The organism is Sphingobacterium sp. HSC-15S19 (genome assembly GCF_050433745.1).
GTDB lineage: Bacteria > Bacteroidota > Bacteroidia > Sphingobacteriales > Sphingobacteriaceae > Sphingobacterium > Sphingobacterium siyangense.
The window spans coordinates 74,176-93,292 of the sequence record NZ_JBNPWQ010000004.1; the positions used below are offsets into that span (position 1 = coordinate 74,176).

The 19,117-nt window shown below is 40.7% G+C and carries 14 protein-coding genes; 11 read left to right on the forward strand and 3 right to left on the reverse strand.

Going from position 1 to position 19,117, the window contains the following annotated elements:
• Positions 1-69: 69 nt before the first annotated feature.
• The 5 genes from L1283_RS04565 (at position 70) to gldN (ending at position 6,466) form a co-directional block, all read left to right on the forward strand.
• Complete coding sequence (locus L1283_RS04565) at positions 70-855, forward strand: polysaccharide biosynthesis/export family protein (protein WP_429625856.1); 786 nt, start codon at positions 70-72, stop codon at positions 853-855.
• Positions 856-863: 8 nt separating this feature from the next.
• The gene (locus L1283_RS04570) at positions 864-3,263 is read left to right on the forward strand and encodes a GumC family protein (protein ID WP_429625857.1); all 2,400 of its coding nucleotides are present in this window, start codon (positions 864-866) and stop codon (positions 3,261-3,263) included.
• A gap of 195 nt (positions 3,264-3,458) precedes the next feature.
• Positions 3,459-4,151, forward strand: coding sequence for an outer membrane beta-barrel protein (locus tag L1283_RS04575; protein ID WP_429625858.1), 693 nt, complete (start codon positions 3,459-3,461; stop codon positions 4,149-4,151).
• A 21-nt stretch (positions 4,152-4,172) separates the two neighbouring features.
• Positions 4,173-5,471 carry an SUMF1/EgtB/PvdO family nonheme iron enzyme gene (locus L1283_RS04580; protein ID WP_429625859.1) on the forward strand — a complete coding sequence of 433 codons (1,299 nt, stop codon included), beginning with the start codon at positions 4,173-4,175 and terminating at the stop codon, positions 5,469-5,471.
• A 29-nt stretch (positions 5,472-5,500) separates the two neighbouring features.
• Positions 5,501-6,466, forward strand: coding sequence for a gliding motility protein GldN (gene gldN / locus L1283_RS04585; protein ID WP_429625861.1), 966 nt, complete (start codon positions 5,501-5,503; stop codon positions 6,464-6,466).
• Between the two features lie 481 nt (positions 6,467-6,947).
• Here gldN and L1283_RS04590 read toward each other — a convergent pair whose 3' ends face one another.
• Positions 6,948-7,097 (reverse strand): hypothetical protein, encoded by a 150-nt coding sequence (locus L1283_RS04590; RefSeq protein WP_429625862.1) that lies wholly within the window; start codon positions 7,095-7,097, stop codon positions 6,948-6,950.
• 114 nt (positions 7,098-7,211) lie between these two features.
• Between L1283_RS04590 and L1283_RS04595 the strand changes: the two genes are divergently transcribed.
• Both L1283_RS04595 and L1283_RS04600 read left to right on the forward strand, forming a co-directional pair.
• Positions 7,212-9,254, forward strand: a complete 2,043-nt coding sequence (locus L1283_RS04595; RefSeq protein ID WP_429625864.1) for a hypothetical protein — start codon at positions 7,212-7,214, stop codon at positions 9,252-9,254.
• A gap of 10 nt (positions 9,255-9,264) precedes the next feature.
• Positions 9,265-10,632 carry a RagB/SusD family nutrient uptake outer membrane protein gene (locus L1283_RS04600; RefSeq protein ID WP_429625866.1) on the forward strand — a complete coding sequence of 456 codons (1,368 nt, stop codon included), beginning with the start codon at positions 9,265-9,267 and terminating at the stop codon, positions 10,630-10,632.
• Positions 10,633-10,904: 272 nt separating this feature from the next.
• On the opposite strand, the gene L1283_RS04605 is transcribed toward L1283_RS04600, so the two are convergent.
• Both L1283_RS04605 and L1283_RS04610 read right to left on the reverse strand, forming a co-directional pair.
• Positions 10,905-11,606: a PRC-barrel domain-containing protein gene (locus L1283_RS04605; protein ID WP_429625867.1), complete on the reverse strand. Its 702-nt coding sequence runs from the start codon at positions 11,604-11,606 to the stop codon at positions 10,905-10,907.
• 34 nt (positions 11,607-11,640) lie between these two features.
• Positions 11,641-12,201 (reverse strand): OmpA family protein, encoded by a 561-nt coding sequence (locus tag L1283_RS04610; RefSeq protein ID WP_313419644.1) that lies wholly within the window; start codon positions 12,199-12,201, stop codon positions 11,641-11,643.
• 219 nt (positions 12,202-12,420) lie between these two features.
• On the opposite strand from L1283_RS04610, the gene L1283_RS04615 reads away from it, so the two are divergent.
• The 4 genes from L1283_RS04615 (at position 12,421) to L1283_RS04630 (ending at position 19,113) form a co-directional block, all read left to right on the forward strand.
• Positions 12,421-13,281: an ROK family protein gene (locus tag L1283_RS04615; RefSeq protein ID WP_312194515.1), complete on the forward strand. Its 861-nt coding sequence runs from the start codon at positions 12,421-12,423 to the stop codon at positions 13,279-13,281.
• Entirely contained in the window at positions 13,278-14,555 is a 1,278-nt protein-coding gene (locus tag L1283_RS04620; protein WP_429625868.1) for a sugar porter family MFS transporter, read from the forward strand. The genes L1283_RS04615 and L1283_RS04620 overlap by 4 nt, the downstream gene beginning before the upstream one ends.
• A 158-nt stretch (positions 14,556-14,713) precedes the next feature.
• Positions 14,714-15,886 (forward strand): glycoside hydrolase family 130 protein, encoded by a 1,173-nt coding sequence (locus tag L1283_RS04625; RefSeq protein ID WP_429625869.1) that lies wholly within the window; start codon positions 14,714-14,716, stop codon positions 15,884-15,886.
• A gap of 80 nt (positions 15,887-15,966) precedes the next feature.
• Entirely contained in the window at positions 15,967-19,113 is a 3,147-nt protein-coding gene (locus L1283_RS04630) for a SusC/RagA family TonB-linked outer membrane protein (protein WP_429625870.1), read from the forward strand.
• Positions 19,114-19,117 lie beyond the last annotated feature (4 nt).

The window sequence follows — 19,117 nt, forward strand, 5'->3', positions numbered from 1 at the left end:
GTATTTGCAAAAAAAAATATAATTTTGTCAATTAGATAATAGCAATCAATTCAAATTAGAAATAAAAACATGCAATCAATTTTAAAGTATGGCCTATCAATGGGGCTCTTTTGCGCCTTGATAATTATATTATTTAGTTCATGTGGATCAAGGAAAAAAATGGTTTATCTGCAAAATGATTCGACGCAGATAAATACTTTATATAATCAGTATGTGCCCAAAATTCAGGAGAATGATATCCTGACTGTTGTGGTAACAGCTGCTGATCCTAAAGTGACAGCGCCATTTAACCCTATAAGTTCGATAGCAAACGGAAATATGTCCCAAAATACTGATATGGCTTTGCGACCAACTTATACTGTAGATAATGATGGTAATATAACTTTGCCGATGTTAGGTAAAACCAAAGTTGTTGGTTTGACACGTATTGAAGCAATCGAGAAGATTCGATTAGAACTTGAAAAGTATATAAAAGATCCAGGAGTTAATATAAATTTTAATAACTTCCGGGTTTCAGTACTAGGCGAAGTCGCTAGGCCGGGATCATTTGTTTTACCATCTGAAAGAGTGACGGTATTGGAAGCTCTTGGTATGGCTGGAGATCTGACTATTCGAGGGGTACGTGAAAATGTAATGGTCATTCGCGAAGTTAACGGTCAGAAGACAATGAATCGCTTAGATCTTACAAAGCAAAGCACACTAAACTCGCCTTATTATTATTTAGCCCAGAACGATGTTATATATGTTGAGCCTAATCAAGCTCAGATCAATAGTTCGAAATTAGGCGCAAATACAAATATTATAATTTCGATATCTAGTCTTTTAATTACCGTCATATCAATATTGACCCGATAATATTATCTATGGAACAGAAATCTATACATCTTAAAGAAGATAGGGAAGAAGAAGTTAATTTAAGGCAGTTGTTTGAGCAATATGCCTTCTATTGGAAATGGTTTGTAATTTCCGTTATTCTTTCTTTGGCAGTCGCAGTAGTTTATTTGCGTTATGCGCAGAAGACTTATAGCACAACTGCAAAGATCTTGTTGAGAGATGAACGAAGCGCATCTGCTGGGGAATTGGCCGGGATTGCAGAGTTAAGCAGTAGCATGGGGTTTGGAGGCTCTAGATCTGCTTTCGTGACTGATCAGATTGAAGTACTGACTTCTAGAAGACTGATGCGAAAAGTAGTGGATCAGCATCACCTCAATATAATTTATGAGAAAAAAGGTAATATAAGGTCTTCTGAAATGTTGGAAAGAGATATGCCTTTTTACATACAACCACAAGGGAATTTGGATAGTATAAGATTATCCATTAAGGTAAGTTTGGATGAGAAGCTGAATTTAAAGATTATTAATACGACTACTGACGAGAAAATAACTGCAGGTTTCGATAAGATAGTTAAGATAGGTAAAAATTCAATTATTTTTCGGCGTAACGGCTCTTTTCCATTAAATAGGAATGATGATTTTGAGATTAAAGTTATTCCTAGAGACTGGGCCGTAGATCTTAACTTAAGCTCGATTTTGATTTCTCCAAGTAAAGAAATTCAATCTTACATTGTAAACTTTGCTATGGTTTCTACATTAGGCAAAAAGGCAGAATTAGTGTTGAATAGTCTTATAGAAACATATAATGCCGACTTGACAAATGATAAGCTTCGAATGACGCGCGCAACTTCTGATTTTATCAATAAGAGACTGGTATTGATTTCAAAAGATCTTTCAGGTGCTGATGAAGAAGCCGCGGAGTTTAAAACTTCCAATTCGATGGTGGATATGGCAACGGAAGCAGGAGTATTTCTCAATAATGCCTCTGAAAATGATAAGAAAGTTTTGGAATACCGCACGCAATTGCAGCTCGTTGATCATATGAATGATTTTTTGAGAAATCAAAAGCCAGGCAAGTTGTTGCCATCAAATATTGGACTTCAAGATGCAACTATTGTTTCAACAATAGCAGAGTATAATAAACTTGTATTGGAAAGAGATGATTTATTAAAATCTGCATCGGAATTAAACCCAACAGTGGTTGCTTTGAATGAGAATATTGAAGAAAGTGATAAAAATATACGACAATCTCTTGATAACTATCAGAAAGTAACGAAGCTAGCATTAAATAGTATTGAAAGGAAATCTAATGAAATTAAGGGACGCATAAGTTCTATTCCAAATCAGGAACAAGGATTTAAAAAGATTTCTAGACAGCAGCAGATTGTAGAGTCTTTGTACTTATTATTATTGCAAAAACGAGAAGAAAGTGAAGTGAAAGCTGCCGCTACTCCAGATAACTTAAAAATCATTGATGCGGCATATAATAATGGAATTCCCGTTTCTCCTCGGAGAGTCATCATCCTCTTTGCAGCCCTAATTATTGGTTTTATTATTCCATTCGCACTTATCTATATTAAATTTTTATTGGATAACAAAGTTCATTCAAGAAAAGATATAGAAGATATTGTTAAGGCCCCGGTATTGGGTGAGATTCCTACTGCAGAGGATACAGTCATCCACTTAAATGATCGCTCTTCTTTGGCTGAAGCATTCCGAATTTTGAGAACCAATATGAACTTCATGTTTGGTGCTGACCAAAAGGAAAGCTCAAAAGTTGTATTTGTTACCTCTACAATTTCGGGGGAGGGGAAATCCTTTGTAACGACAAACCTCGCCCAAATCTTATCGATGTCGGGCAAAAATGTACTTTTGATAGGTGCGGATATTCGTAGCCCGAAAGTATTAGACTATTTGGGTTTATCACACTTGCAACACACAAATGTGGGTATTACACAGTTTTTGATCAATCCGGATATGGATGTAGATAACATCATCATTAAAAAACCGGGGAATTATGATTTCGATGTAATTTACTCTGGATATATAGCCCCGAATCCTGCTGAACTTTTAATGAACGGACACTTTGATGATGTAATTAAGTATGCACGTGAGCATTATGATTATGTTCTTGTTGATACCGCTCCAGTAAGTTTGGTTACCGATACCTTACTAATTGCTCATAATGCTGACCTTACATTATATGTTTCTAGAGCAAATTATCTGGACAAACGTTTATTACAGGTACCTCGAGAGCTATATGTTGATGGCAAGCTGAAAAACTTGGCTGCAATAGTCAATGATGTTGATTTTGCGAAAGGCTATGGTTACGGCTATGGCTATGGCTATGGTTACGGCGATAAAGGGAAGAAGAAAACAGGTATCGCTAAAATTTGGCAGGATCTTAAAGATCGACTAAATATAAAATAAATTTTTGGTCATCGGATTTTTGGCCTTATTGTTGTTCAACCCCAAGTCGATGCTTCGGCTTGGGGTTTGTTTCTTTTACAATAAAGAGTGAGCACCGTCGTTTTTAACTATATCGTTTAGATTGCTTAGATTTATATTCGATCTATACGACCTAACCTTAAGAGTTCTTTTATCAGTGAAAAATAGATTATACAAATGAAAAAACAGTTACTATGCGCTTTTGTAGCCTTACTGTCTTTGATGGCTAAGACTACTTTCGGACAGTTTTCTAGACCTATCAGTGTAGGGGCGGGAGCAGGTGTTGCTTTAAATTTTACGGATTTAGCGAATGTCGAACCTAAATTTGCCTTCTATGGGGAGGCTGATTATTTAATCACGCCTTATCTATCTGTTGGATTGCGAGGTGAAAAAGGAACTTTAGCCGGTAAAGGGTATGACAGTGAATTTAAAAATAGATACTTTGCTGGTAATATTAATGGAAAAATCCGTATAGGCCAATTTATGGGCCATCCTGATAACTATAGTTATTATACGTTAGAAGCCAATACTTTGTCAAGAATTTTATCCAATATCTATGTAGGAGCTGGGGCCGGGTTAGTAAAAAATAGAATAAATAGAACAACGTCAAGTTTCTATAAGAATTATCTTGAGAATAATGGAGGTGAACTTTCTACTGATCTGGGCGAAATCCATTTTGTCGTTCCTTTAGATATTGGGCTTGATATTCCATTTGGCCGCACGTTGTATGGACCTCAATGGGCAATCAACGTTAATTACCAACATACTTTGACAACAAATGATAATCTTGATGGCGTCAAAAATAAGAGCAATGACCAATATGGCTTTGTTTCCGTGGGTGTAAAATATGCGCTATTCAATCGTAAGTAAGCTAATTGAAAAAATAAACGTATGAAAAATATATTTAAAGCGAATTATAAGCGTCAGCTGTTTGGGCTATTGGCTTTTGCTATATTAATCGGCTTCGCTGCCTGTAAGTCTAATTCCGCTATGTATAAGGCGCCAAAGGTAAATGCTTTTAAGGGTGGTAAGTTGCCCCCGCCACCAGGAATGGTGTATATCCCTTCCGGAACAATACTTTTTAAAGGCTCATTGGATAGTGGAAATGTGGGTAAGAACGTTAGTGTAAGTGCTTTCTTTATAGACGAAACGGAAGTAACCAATAAACAGTACCGTGAATTTGTAAACTGGGTGGCCGATTCAGTGGCTGTTACAGATTATCTGCAGGATGATAGTTATTTTTTGGATATCGCTGGGGAGGAAGTTGGCCAAAAACGTATTAATTGGGCAAAAGTCAAAAAAGTTTCACCACTTTGGAAAAGCAACGATCCGAGTATTCAGGAACGCTTGGCTCCTATGTTGGAGATGCGAGGAAATAGACGGGCACTTAATCCAGATGTGATTAAATACCGTTTTTCCTATTTGCAATCCAAAGGGAATATGAAAAAGAAATATGTAACAGATACCGTTGCAGTAATGCCTGTGGAAGATATCTGGACAAAGGACTTTCCAAACGCACAATTAGCGTCTTTAGATGCGAATTATTTCACCCATCCTTCTTTTGATTATTACCCTGTTGTGGGCGTAACTTGGAGACAGGCACGTGCATTTACAGACTGGCGCGCCAACGAAATGGCGGCAACGGTATTAAAAAATTCCTATTTAAATGGTTATCAGCTGAGTCTTAGTCTCCCTACAGAGGCACAGTGGCAATATGCTGCTTCGGGAAAATTGGATCCGCAGGATACCATTGCAGGTTCCCGTATGACGATTGATGGAAATGATGGTAAGAAGAAGTTGGCAGTAAACTTTAAGCAGGGCGAGGGAACGTATTCCCGTGATGGCGCAACTTTTACATTGCCTGTTAAATCGTATATGCCAAATGCTTTCGGAGTTTATAATATGGCCGGTAATGTATCGGAATGGACGTTGGATGCATACAGCCCCTCTGCAGTGGTATTTGTAAATGATCTGAACCCCGCGTTATTGTATGATGCAGATCCAAAGGATGGGGATGCTCTAAAACGTAAGGTGGTAAGGGGCGGTTCATGGAAAGATAATGGTGAACAGCTAAATAGCGAAACCAGAAACTATTCCGTAGATTATGAGCCACATTCTTATATCGGTTTCCGTTGTGTGATGTCGGCGTTTGAAATGCCTACTGTACAAAGTAAAACACGGAAGTATTAATTCATTGATCACCATATAAATTAAACGTGATGAACATAAAAATATTGACGACAGTTTTGATGGGATTAGGCATTGGAACTGCTACAGCACAAGAAAATATAATTCCCGATACACTTAATGCAAACGTTTCTCAGGAAGTTATCCAAGATACTATTCCGACAACAGATGGATTCTACCAGGCAAATAATATGGAAGATGCTGTGCCTTTTGCTTATCCGGAGGTTAATAAAAAGAATATTCGTTTTTATAAACGCGTCTGGCGAGATATTGACCTAAAAGATGAGAAGAACGCTATATTGGCTGTGCCGGGTAATTCATTAATAGAGGTAGTTATGAAAGCCATTGAAAAGGGAAAACTATCGTTGTATAGCCCCGACGATGATTCTTTTAAAGGAAGATTAAGTGCGCAGGAGGGGATGGCAAGATTTGCAGATAGCGTGCTTGTACCCATTTTTGATGGTGAGGGAAACCAGATTGACTCCAAAATGGCGCTGAACGAATTTGATCCAGCTCGTGTGACTAAATTCCGCGTAAAAGAGGATATCTTTTTTGATAAACAGCGTAGTAGGCTTGAAACGCGTATTATTGGCGTAGCTCCCTTGATGAATATAACAACTTCGGCTGAACTGGCAGAATCGGTAGGTGCTACACCTGCGTTTTGGCTTTACTTTCCGCAGTTACGTTATGCTTTGGTTCAGGTCGATATCTCCGATCCGGACAAAGGGCTGTATGAAATGAGCATGGATGATTTTTTCGTACAGAACAAGTTTGCAAGCACAATTGTACGAGAATCCTCTCCAGGGATGTTACAGAATCTAAAAGATACTGAAAATGGTGGGCAGCAGCTTGATGGAAAGAAAGTCGAGGAGAAGCTGGATGCTTATAAGAAAAAATTATGGAGCAATCCAAAAGGTGTAAAAGCCGAAGAGCTTGAAGGTAATCAAATTCAGCTCCAAAAGAAAGAGAGCAGTACCACTACTGAACATAAATTATAACTCTATTATAAAAAGACTTCCCGAATAAGGAAGTCTTTTTATAATTTTTTAATCACTGTCTTTGCCAATAAACCTGGAATACGAGTGGACAAGTGTGAAGAAAAAAAACTTCTTGCGGCGCAAACTGGGCGTTGCCAACACGAGTTGACCCTTTCCCCAAAGGCCTATACGTAACAATTGAAAAAAAATATCCTTTAAATAATTCCTCATTAAGATTTATAATATCAGATTAGAATGCTAATATAATGATTTTGCGCGCTAGGTTGTATGCTATGTTTCGCTTAAAAGCGGCGAATGTGATGAAGAAACAATAAGGGTTTGTCTGGCCCCACAAAAAATAAAGGTTGGAAACGGAAGCTCCAACCTTTGTGCATGTACAAAATATACCTAAATATTTTTCAAATATACATTAAAAATTAGAGTATAGAAGATTATTGAAACTTTCCACGATAGAAAGAATAGCATTTAGTGCAACTGGTATTTAAACAGTATCTTTTTTGTACAGTTCCTCATAGAGTTGAATAATCTTCATCTGAATTTGCATGATTTCTTCTTCACGTTGTCGTATTTTTTTTAGAATTTCAGCGCACTCATCTCTTTCTTTTACTTTACCTTTCTTACGTTGAGGCAATGCATGTTGAGCTAATAACTGTACAGCTATTCGGTTGGCTATGATCGTGGTACAGGGGATACGAAAGGGGCAAATAATGACCGGTTAACCTTGCGGGCCGTAAACAGCTGGCAATTGGGGCAAAAGTTATCCATAGAGAACACGCTTTCCCTGATCAATGGTCGAGACCGAATTTTCTCTTCAACGCCACGTTATCCGATGATTCCCGGGGGTGGAAAAAATAATTTGTATCCTTATGCCTCGCTAGTGGACGACAAAGGAAACTTCCTGTCGATTCCGAGATTTTATAATTCATCTTTTCTCGAAAAGGCAAATGCTGACGGTCTATTGGACTGGAACTACCGACCTTTAGCGGATCGGGATAAGTCGACTTACAAGTCCTGGAATCGGCACCTTTATTTAAATTTTAACTTGCATTATGACATCCTCCCGTTCTTAAAGGCAGATTTGATCTACGGTTATGAGCATAGTAATACCAAATCAGAATCGCTTTCCGGAGAGGATTCTTTTGAGGTGCGGGATTTGATCAATAAGTATACGCGAATTGTCGATGGGGCAAAGCTCTACGATTTTCCATTTGGAGCTATATTGCGCAATGCTGACAATGAGATGCAATCGCATCGTGGAAGGGTACAAGTGAGCTTCAACAAGTCTTTTGGGGGCGACCATGTCTTGAATGCACTGATCGGTACTGAGCTTTATACCAGAAATGCCGACCAGCGCTCTTCGGGATCTTATGGTTACAATGCCGAAGTTCTCAGCCGCAAAAGCATGGATTATAATGCTATCTATCAGCTCTACGGTGGGCTCGGCTACGGGTTTATGACGCCCTTGGATTCGTATGCAGGAACATTGTCGAGAACCGTTTCCATGTATTTTAATGGCTTATACGAATACAAAGGGAAATACGGGCTTTCTTTTTCTGCGCGAAAGGATGCCGCGAATTCCTTCGGGACGAATGTCAACAGCCAGTGGAATCCACTATGGTCGGCAGGACTTTCTTGGCAGATAGCAAAGGAAAAATTTATGAAAGAGACCGATTGGATAGATCATCTTAAACTGCGGACAACCTTCGGTTATGGTGGTGTACAACCTTATGGGGCACTCAATAAAACTGTGATCGGCTACGTCGGTAATTCAAATTACAGCAATCTGCCTTATGCTCTGATTGGAAGCCCGCCAAACCCGGGACTCAAATGGGAAACGGTAAGTACCTTAAATTTTGGCCTGGATTTCTCAATATACGGTGGAAAATTAATGGCTAATCTAGATTATTATCGGAAAAAGTCTTTTGACCTACTTTCTGATGATCCCTTAGATCCGACTTCGGGTTATTCGCTGTTGACAAAAAATGTAGGTCAAATAGCAACGCATGGCATTGATTTAACGCTCGCCTCAAGCGGTAGGTTCGGAAAAGGCTACTGGCAATCTTCCATTAATTTTTCCTATAGCAAAAATAAAGTGACTGATTATAGAGGGACAATCGGAGCGACAAGCTTGTATCTGGATGGGGGACAGACGCTGATGCCGTTATTGGATAAATCTCTGTACCCTGTTTTCTCTTATAAATCCGCTGGGCTGGATCCGGTCAATGGCGATCCAAGGGGATATAAAAATGGCGAAATATCGAAAGATTATCAGGCCCTGACGACAGATTCATTGCAATATCTAAATTACCATGGTACAGCCTTACCGCCAATATACGGAGCATGGAATACTACCATAGGCTATGGCAAGTTTTACCTAGATTTTAGTCTGCTCTTTAAATTTGGCCACTATTTTAAGAAGAAATCCATTGTCTATGGTAGTTTATTTGACTCTTGGGATGGACACGCTGATTTTGCCAAGAGATGGCAGCAGCCGGGGGACGAATTGACGACAACAGTTCCATCGATGCAATATCCCAATGATAGTTATCGCGATCTGTTTTATCAGCATTCTACGAATAATATCGTCAAAGGTGATCTCATTAGGCTGCAAAATATTAGGTTCGGTTATAACTTTGGCCTAAGCGACAAAAAGATCAAAGGCCAACTTTACATTGGAGCAAATAACGTGGGATTGATCTGGCGAAAGAATAAGGAAAATCTCGATCCTGATTATTTGGATTTGCCTGCTCCGCGCGTAATTTCAGTTGGTGGGAATATTAATTTTTAATACTTGTGTCATGAAACAATATATTTACAAACTACTCCTAGTAAGCCTATTTTGTATGGCTTCCTGTACTAAATTTCTAGAGGATAAAACAAATAAAACAAGCACAGTGCCATCCACATTGGAGGATATGCAGGCACTTCTTGATGCAGGTAATCAGCTCAATTTGGGGAGTTACCCTTTTTTGCTCGAAGCTTGTACAGATGATTTTTTCGTTTCGGACGCTGGTTACAATAGGCTTTACAATTTTGAACAACAAGTGTATACCTTTCAAAATCCGGCGCTCTATGGAACAGTTGAAAACATGGTTGTGTGGCGCAACGCGTATAAAGCTATTGCTGTAACAAATACGGTGCTGGATGGACTTCCTGATATTAAAATTTTGAAAGGGCTTGATCCTTCTAACATCAAAGGACAGGCGCTTTTTCATCGGGCATTGATGCATTTTACTCTTTTGCAGCTATATGCTGCGCCTTTTGATCAGAAAGGTGATAATAATGGGGCTGGCATACCGCTCAAGTTGACTGCTGATATCAATGACAAAACCAAGCGGTCAACAGTTGGGGAATGTTATCGTTCGGTTATTGAAGATTTGGAACAAGCGAGTGACTTGCTGCCACATGAACTGGGTATACTGACAAGACCCAACAGGATTTCAGCCTTTGCTGCACTTTCACGCGTGTATTTGGCGATGGAAGATTATGTGCAAGCAAAAAATTATGCGGATAAGGTATTGGGCAGTTATAAGACTTTGATGGATCTCAATACAATGAATGTCGATGCAGCTTATCCTTATCCAGCGATGAATGCTGAAACGTTATTTTTTGCATACTCAAACGGCTCGACCATGTTTATTGGGAGTCGAGGGTCGTACTTGACAATGGATTTACTTCAACTATATGAAGCGCATGACTTGCGACTTCGGGCAAACTATAAAAAAGGAACAGATGGCTTCTCTACATTTAAAGGGCAGTATATGGGAACGGGGGCAGGGCTCTTTTTTGTAGGTATGACGACTTCTGAAGTATTATTAAATGCCGCTGAATGTAACGCACGATTGGGAAATGTTACCAGCGCATTGGAACAGTTAAATTATCTGTTGCAAAATCGGATTGAGAAACAATTCTTTGTGCCTGTAACGGAAACTAACTCCGAAGCTTTGTTGAAAATAATAATTAGGGAGCGGCGTAAAGAGTTGGTTCGTAGAGGGCTAAGGTGGTCGGATTTGAGACGGTTGAATAAAGACGAACGTTTTAAAAAGGAAATTGTCCGTGAGGTAACCGTTGACGGTAAAACTGAACAATTCAAACTCTTGCCCAATAGCGGTGGTTACATTTTTAATATTCCAGCTGAGGTTAAAAATATGACCGGTATGGAATAATCGTAAGAAAATAGCGAAGGGTAGTTCCTTCGCTAGTTAGCGCAGTAATCTGCCCTGGATGTATGACTTTTAGGTACGTAGTTGTATGATTTTTTGTGCGATGGCGACCGGTCTTCATTTTGGGGACGAGAGGTTTAATTTCAGGGGCGAATGCCAAATATGGGAGGATCTGCCTGCAGCTGCTAAGGACTAGGTTCCCGGAAAAAAAAAGGTTTTCAAACTGTAAAGAATGAAAACCTTTGGAATGGTAAGATCTTAACCTGATAAATTCTTTAGATTAAATCATTGGGATCACCATCTAAATTTCTATCGTATCTAGCACGTACACGTCGGGCACGCTCGCGCTCCGCAGCAGATTCGTCGGTCTTTGATCCCGGGCTATAAAATGTATCTTCATTAAAATGTGGATGTTGATAAAAATCGTGGTCATATACACCAGATCCTACCGTAAATCCGACATCACCTGTTCCCTCATAAATATGGCGAATGGATAATTCAGTATCCGGATCCAGGTAATTTTCACGGTATGCCGGTAGTCTGGTCAGACGGTCGGCAGTAACCGGTATCACCACGACTTCACCATCATCGACCGGATTATAGCGATAGTCTGTAGCAGGTTCCACGGGATCGATTTCATCTACCGTTAGTATGCCGCCGCGGTCGATGGGCTCCACGGTACCCGGCTCATCATTACTCGCCTGTATACGCTTCCCGTCATAAAGTGCAGCTACGCCAATGGGCACCAATATCTTTTTGTCGTCTTCAATAGGTAAATCTGCATCTTTCAGGTCAACAATAATATAGCGTACTTGTTGGCTTTGAGGGTCAAAAAGGAGGTCATCTACCTCACCTAGCGATTGTCCGGCCTGATTTTTCACCTTCCAGCCTCTAATATCTGGTTCACCATCAACGATTTCATAATCGCTTCCTCCTAATTCGATCAAATGGTCGTATTTTTTTTCTTCTAATGCCATGTCTTTAAATTTTTGAGTTCAAAACTTTAGGTTTCTATTTATTGCGAAAAACCACGATCTCTACATTTCGGTTTTGATTTTTTCCGCTTGCGCTTGCATTGTCAGCCACAGGAGCATTTTCTCCACGTGAATGTACGCTTACTTTGCTTTGGTCAATTCCACCTTGACTAACCAACCAGTCCTTCACGGCAGTAGCACGTTCCATGCCCAGCTGCTTGTTGTGGGATGCCGTGCCTGTAGAATCCGTATTCCCAAATACGCCTACATAGGCACCTTGAAAATCTTTATTCAAAGCCGACGAAATTTGTTTAAGTTTCGCCTCGGAATTGCTTTGTATGGCGCTTTGGTCAGTGGCAAATAATATATTTTCGCCAAGCGAGTAAATGGTATAGCCATCACTGGAGCGTACGCGAATATCTTTGTCCGTGATATTCGGGTCCGAAGATTCAGCACTATTGAAATCTACTGAATTCCAGCTTGGTTCCGTTGTTGCAAGGGTATCCCCGCCCATATCGCCCTGATCTGTTACCATGCCGGTGCTGTCCCTGGTATCAGCGACATCGGATGCACTGTTATTACGATTTACAAAAAACAAGATTATTGCCAATGCAATAAGTGCGAGTAGAAGCCAAAAGTTTTTTTATGGCACATACAAAATAGGGGGCTACCGCTAAACTTAAGAGAGGATGTAAGACGGATCGAAGATAAAAATTTAGATTAAAAATTTGATTTTCAAATATAAGTGTTATCTTCGTATTATCTAAGCAAAACCGGTTTTGCTTATTATCATTAATAACCAATTTTAAAAACAAAAATGCCTCATACCGAAAATATAATTTTATGTGTCGATTTGGGTGGTACGCATTGCTCATCAGGCCTTGTGCACGGGAGCCCTGCAGTTGTCATGGACGGATCGTACTTTCGCGGGAATGTAAATAGTAACGCAGAAAGAGTACAGATTTTGTCGGCCATAAAACAAACCATCGATAAGACCTTAAGTTCAACTACGCATTTACCATCCGAAATTTTCATATCTTGCCCTGGCCCATTCGATTACGAAAACGGAATATCCTTAATGGACGGAATGAATAAGTATCAGTCGCTACTAGGCTTTAATCTAAAAACATTTTTTGCGAATATCACAGGAATTGATTTAAGTTCGATCTACTTTTATAACGACGCTGCAGCCTTTTTATTGGGCGAAGTTGTCAATAAAAAAATGGAAAATAGGCGCGTTATAGGCCTGACTTTAGGAACCGGATTGGGTTCTTCGCTTTACGAAAATGGAACAATCGTAGATCTCAATTTAGGATCAGCAGTTTTCAGTAACGGCATTGTAGAAGACTTCATTTCAACCCGAGGGGTCTTAGCTCATTTGACAGAAAAATTTGGGTATATTCCCGTGGATAACATAAAAGACATCGCTGAACGCCCAGATCTTGAAATTTTTAGAAAAGAGGCTTTTGATTTCCTAAGCAACCAATTGATTACTTTCATTAAAGAATATATTTATCCGTTAACGCCAGACACAATTATAATCGGAGGCAGTATTGCCAAGGCCCACAATTATTTTTTTGATAAGCTCCTTTGTGCCCTTGATACGGAGCTATCCCTTGCATCATTTGATGAACGCAACTTATTTCTCGGATTAACCCTCAAGACATTTAGTATATGAAACCCATTTGGAAATTTACATTAATCGCATCGTTGGGAGGTTTTTTGTTTGGTTTTGAAACAGCAGTGATATCGGGTGCTGAACAAATCATACAAAAACTCTGGGACTTGGATGCTGTCCGTCATGGACTTACCGTATCGATCTCGCTGATCGGAACCATTATAGGAGCCGTTATCGCCGGACGTATGGCCGATCGTTATGGGCGTAAACCCGTGCTTTATTTCGTTGCAGCTTTATATTTACTCTCAGCATTGGGCTGTGCAGTAGCGTCCATCTGGGAGCTTTTCCTGTTGTTCAGATTATTGGGTGGACTTGCTGTGGGGATCAGCTCTGTTGTTGGACCAGTATATACCTCCGAAATTGCTCCCGCAAAAGATCGCGGTAAACTTACAGGGACTTTTCAGATTATGATCGTGCTGGGAATCTTTACGGCCTATCTGACAAATTTTCTCTTTATGAGCGTAAACTCAGGCGGATGGCGATACATGCTCGGTATCATGGCTGTGCCTGCCCTATTATTTGTACTTCTATTGAATCTCATTCCCGAAAGTCCAAGATGGCTATTGCAGCAGGGACACATTGAAAAAGCGCGTGCAAGTTATCTTCGGCTTGAAACTCCATTTGAAGTGCAGGTCAATCCGCCCCAAACATCTGGTAAGCATGTTAGCCTATTCCAAAAACGGTATGCCAAACCTATACTTTTTGCGGTGTTGTTAGCATTCTTCAATCAAATGACCGGAATTAATGCTATTCTATATTACGCACCACGGATCTTCGAAATGGCGGGCTTTAGTGCAGCATTAGCCTACCTTCAGCCTATTTTTATCGGTGGTACCAATTTGCTCTTCACCCTGGTTGGCATGAGCATCATAGATCGTTTTGGGCGAAAAAAACTGCTTTTGACAGGCGCTATTGGCATGTTCTTATTTCTGTTATTGGCAGCCTTTGGCCTAAAAGGAGTAAACGCACAATTTTTACTTTTCTATATCATGGGATTTATAGCATCTTTTGCCTTATCACAAGGTGCCGTGATTTGGGTGTTTTTGGCGGAAATTTTCCCGAACGAGGTTCGCGCCCAAGGCTCTTCCTTGGGGAGCACGACCCATTGGCTATTTGCTGCAATAATATCCTGGGTATTTCCAATTATTGTAGAAGGTAGCGTACTCGGAGGATATTATGTATTTTTATTCTATGCCCTGATGGTTATCGCGTCCTTCGTGTTTATTCTATGTATGCCCGAAACGAAGGGCAAAGTATTGGAAGAAATAACCTAAAGTTCCCATATTAAATAATTATTAAATCCTCATCATAAAGCGATATTGATCTATAAACTTCTTAATTTCGTTTTGCAAAACCGGTTTTCTAAGATAATTATGCGCTTTTGATACTAAAAAGACATTTTCGTAATACCATATATTAAAATAATTGACATATGAAACAAATAATAACGCTATTTAAACCTCTTTCCATAATTGCGATTGCGGTGACTTTTTGGAGCTGTAGCGCGCAAAGACAGCAGCGCCATCTCGCCCCAGACTGGGTAATGGGCGGTTTCGTTCGTCCAGCAGGGGTAAACCCTGTAATCGAACCGGATAGTACCACCACATTTATGAATCCCATGAATGGGCAACTTGTGCATTGGGAGAATAATGACACCTTCAACCCGGCAGCGGTGGTAAAAGGAGATAGTATCTACGTGCTTTATCGTGCCGAAGATAAGACGGGGATAAAAATTGGTCATCGTACTTCACGTCTAGGGCTTGCTGCGAGCGCTGATGGAACACATTTCAACCGACAAAACACGCCTGTTTTTTATCCCGGGGCTGATAGCCAGCGTGAGTTTGAATGGCCTGGTGGAACGGAGGATCCGCGTATAGCCGAATCCGAAGATGGCACCTATGTGATGTTCTATACGCAATGGAACCGAAAAGTACCTCGCCTGGGGGTAGCTACCTCAAAGGATCTTAAAAATTGGACAAAATATGGGCCTATTTTTAAAAAATCGAACATCCTGCCTGAGCTCGTCAATAAATCGCATAAATCAGCATCGATTGTCACTAAACTGGAAAATGGTAAGCAGCTAATTACTAAAGTAAATGGGAAGTATTGGATGTACTGGGGCGAGCATGGTGTATATGGCGCAACGTCGGATAATCTGCTTGACTGGGAACCGGTTGTAGATGAGAAAGGTCAACTCAAAGCGTTCATCTCACCTCGAGAGGGATATTTTGATAGCTCTTTAACAGAATGTGGCCCACCGGCCATCCTGACAGATAAAGGAATTCTACTATTATATAATGGCAAAAACCACCCTGAAAAAGGAGATAAGCGATTTAATAAAGGTACTTATTCAGCAGGGCAAGTTCTTTTCGACAGTAAAGATCCGGGTAAAGTATTAGCAAGGATGGACGTGCCTTTCCTAAGACCAATGGAAGCTTTTGAAAAAAGTGGTCAATATGTTGACGGCACAGTGTTTATTGAAGGCCTGGTTTATTTTAAACAGAAATGGTTTCTATACTATGGCTGTGCTGATTCAAAGGTTGGTGTTGCCATTTTTGATCCGCAACATCCTGCTGCACTGGATCCCATCCCTAATGAAAAATAAGGTATAGATGTATAAAGCCAAAGTGATTCGTGTAAGCGTTTTAATAAAGAATTACTAACCAAAAATAAATTTTATAAAAAATGATACAGCGTGATTTAAATGCAGCCTATAAGAGCGCCTTAAAGGCAAGTTTGATAGGGATCGCACTAATGACATCCGCGGCTTATGGTCATGAGCGTTGGGACAGTGATCTTGTCCTCATGGCTATGGCCAAAGCACCCGTCCGGATAACCGGACAAGTAACGGATGCTGCCAATAATCCGATCGCCGGGGTCACTGTGCAAATAAAGCGCACACCCTCCATCGGAACCAGTACGGACGGAACCGGAAAATTTTCCATTACAACAGATCCGAACGAAACACTGCTGCTATCCGCCGCCGGCTATAAGAGCCAAGAAATCCTGCTAGGGGGACGAACAAACTTATCCATTGTTCTGCAAGATAGTGTAGCGATGATGGACGAGGTTGTGGTGGTGGGATACGGCGTGCAGAAACGAGCTTCGGTAACAGGTTCAGTTGCATCCATACAGGCTGAAGAGCTGATTAAGGTAAAGACGCCAAACGTAACAAATATGCTTGCTGGTCGATTGCCGGGGATTCGTGCGGTACAGCGTAGCGGTGCCCCCGGAGATGACGGAGCGTCGGTGGATATCCGCGGGTACGGTAGCATGCTCGTTATCGTGGATGGCGTACAGCGAGATTTTGCACAGGTCGATCCGAATGATATCGAATCTATATCAATATTAAAGGATGCTGCTGCCGCGGTGTACGGATTTAAAGGTTCCAACGGGGTGCTATTGGTGACCACAAAAAAAGGAAGCAATTCAAAAACTAAAGTGGAGTACAATGGATATTATGGAATCCAGCAGGTGACGCGATATCCACGTATGATGAATGCCTATGAATATGCGTCGCTGTATAATGAAGCGATCTATAATTCTAATCCATACACTGGGGTACCAGCATACAGTCAAGAACAACTCGATAGTTACAAAAATGGAGCACAGGGTACTGACTGGTGGGATTCCCTCGTGCGTAACAATGCTCCACAGAGCTCACACAATGTCAGCATCTATGGGGGGAATGATAAAGTTAAATATTATAATTCGGTGGGATATGTTGACCAGGGTGGTATTTTGAGGTCAGATGACTGGAACTTCAAAAGGTATAATCTACGCTCCAATATTGATCTGAATGTTACGCCAAATTTTACCGTCGGATTTAAATTGACAGGTCGTTTACAAGATCGTGAAAAACCGTATGGAGGTGACGATCTGTTTACACAGGCACAGATGGCCATCCCTATTTATTCCATTTATGCCAATAATAATCCCAGTTATTGGCAGGCCATTGGAAACATGGCCAACCCTATACATAGCTCTTATATCGAGCATAGTGGATACGAATCGCGCCTGAGAAGAGAGTTTAACGGTTCATTGGATCTAAATTGGAAGCTACCGTGGATAGCTGGACTGTCGTTACGTGCTATGGTCGCTTATGACTATAAGAACAGTGAATGGAAAACATGGCAAAAGGCATTGAGCGATTACCAGTACAATCAGACGAATGAACACTATACCGAGGTCGCTCTAAGAAAAAAAGCAAGCCTGGAGTCCAAGATGGAAAATCTGTATATGCCAACGCAGCAGTATTCGATCAATTACAACCGTGTATTTGGACAAAAGCATGATGTCAGTGGCTTATTGTTATGGGAGGCCTATCACGACCGTTTGACCGATATATTGGGTTTTAGGGAATCTTCGATCGGGATCATTGACGACATCAGTAAAGGAGACACCGAAAACCAAAATACGAGTGGCAAAAGTGTGGAAACGGCGCATGCAGGTCTGGTAGGAAGGTTTAATTATGCCTATGACCGAAGATATCTACTTGAATTGAATTTCCGTTATGATGGATCTTATAAATTTCAGCGGGACCGCAGGTGGGGATTCTTCCCGGGAGTTTCAGCCGGTTGGCGGATTTCGGAAGAGAAATTTTTCAAAGAAAATTTTGCTCATTTTGATAACGTAAAAATCCGGGGCTCCTATGCCCAAGTCGGTGATGAGGGTGATTTTTCGGCATTCCAATACCTCGACGGATATGTCTATGGAGGGAGTTATGTGCTGGGAACTGGAGGCTTGTCTTCTGGGCTGAGAAGCAGTGGGATGGCCAATCCTTGGTTGACATGGTACGAGTCTAATATCATGAATCTAGGGTTTGAGGCTTCCTTTAAAAACGGATTGATCAATACGGAATTCGACTGGTTTAGACGCGAACGCTCTGGGCTTCCTGCGACAAGACAAGGCACTTTCCCGACAACATTCGGCGAGTCCATGCCACAGGAAAATTTAAATTCAGATATCAATACCGGTTTTGAATGGACTGTAGGCCATAAAAATAAAATTGGTGATTTTGCCTATAATATATCCGGCAATTTTTCTGTAACACGCATCCGCTATGGCTACGTCGAACGTGCAGCTTCAACCAATATGTATGATAATTGGCGGAACAACAGTAATGATAGAAATAAGGATATTCGGTGGGGGAAGACGGTCTTGGGGCAATTTTCCTCGTATGAAGATATTTTAAATTCACCGGTGCAGGATAATAATGGAAATCGATCCCTGCTTCCCGGAGATTTGAAATTCAAAGATGTGAATGGCGACGGCATTATAGATGGGAACGATGTAGAACCAATCGGTCATGGTGCAACACCAAGAATGTATTATGGATTAAATCTCGGCGCGAATTATAAAGGATTTGATATGACCTTATTTTTTCAGGGAGCTGCAGGCCATGATATTTATATAAGTGGCGATATACTTGATCCGTTTATCCAACAGGGCCTAGGTAACGGATTTGCATTTATGACCGACCGATGGCACCGGGCAGATCCTGCTGATCCCAATAGTGAATGGATTGCCGGCACAATGCCCGCAGCCCGGGTAACAGGTCAGGTGGACAACCGATCTGATAACTCATGGTCCTTACATAAAGCAGATTATCTACGGTTAAAAACATTGGAAGTGGGGTATTCTCTACCAAAAAAATGGGCCGAGTCCCTAAAGATTGAACGGTGTAGAATCTACTTTAATGCCAATAACCTATTGACGTTCACGGGGAGTGATGCGTTATTGAAAAATATAGACCCTGAAAGCAATCAAAGTCGATTGCGCTATTATCCACAATTGAAAACATTCAATTTTGGTGTTAATATAGTTTTATAAAATC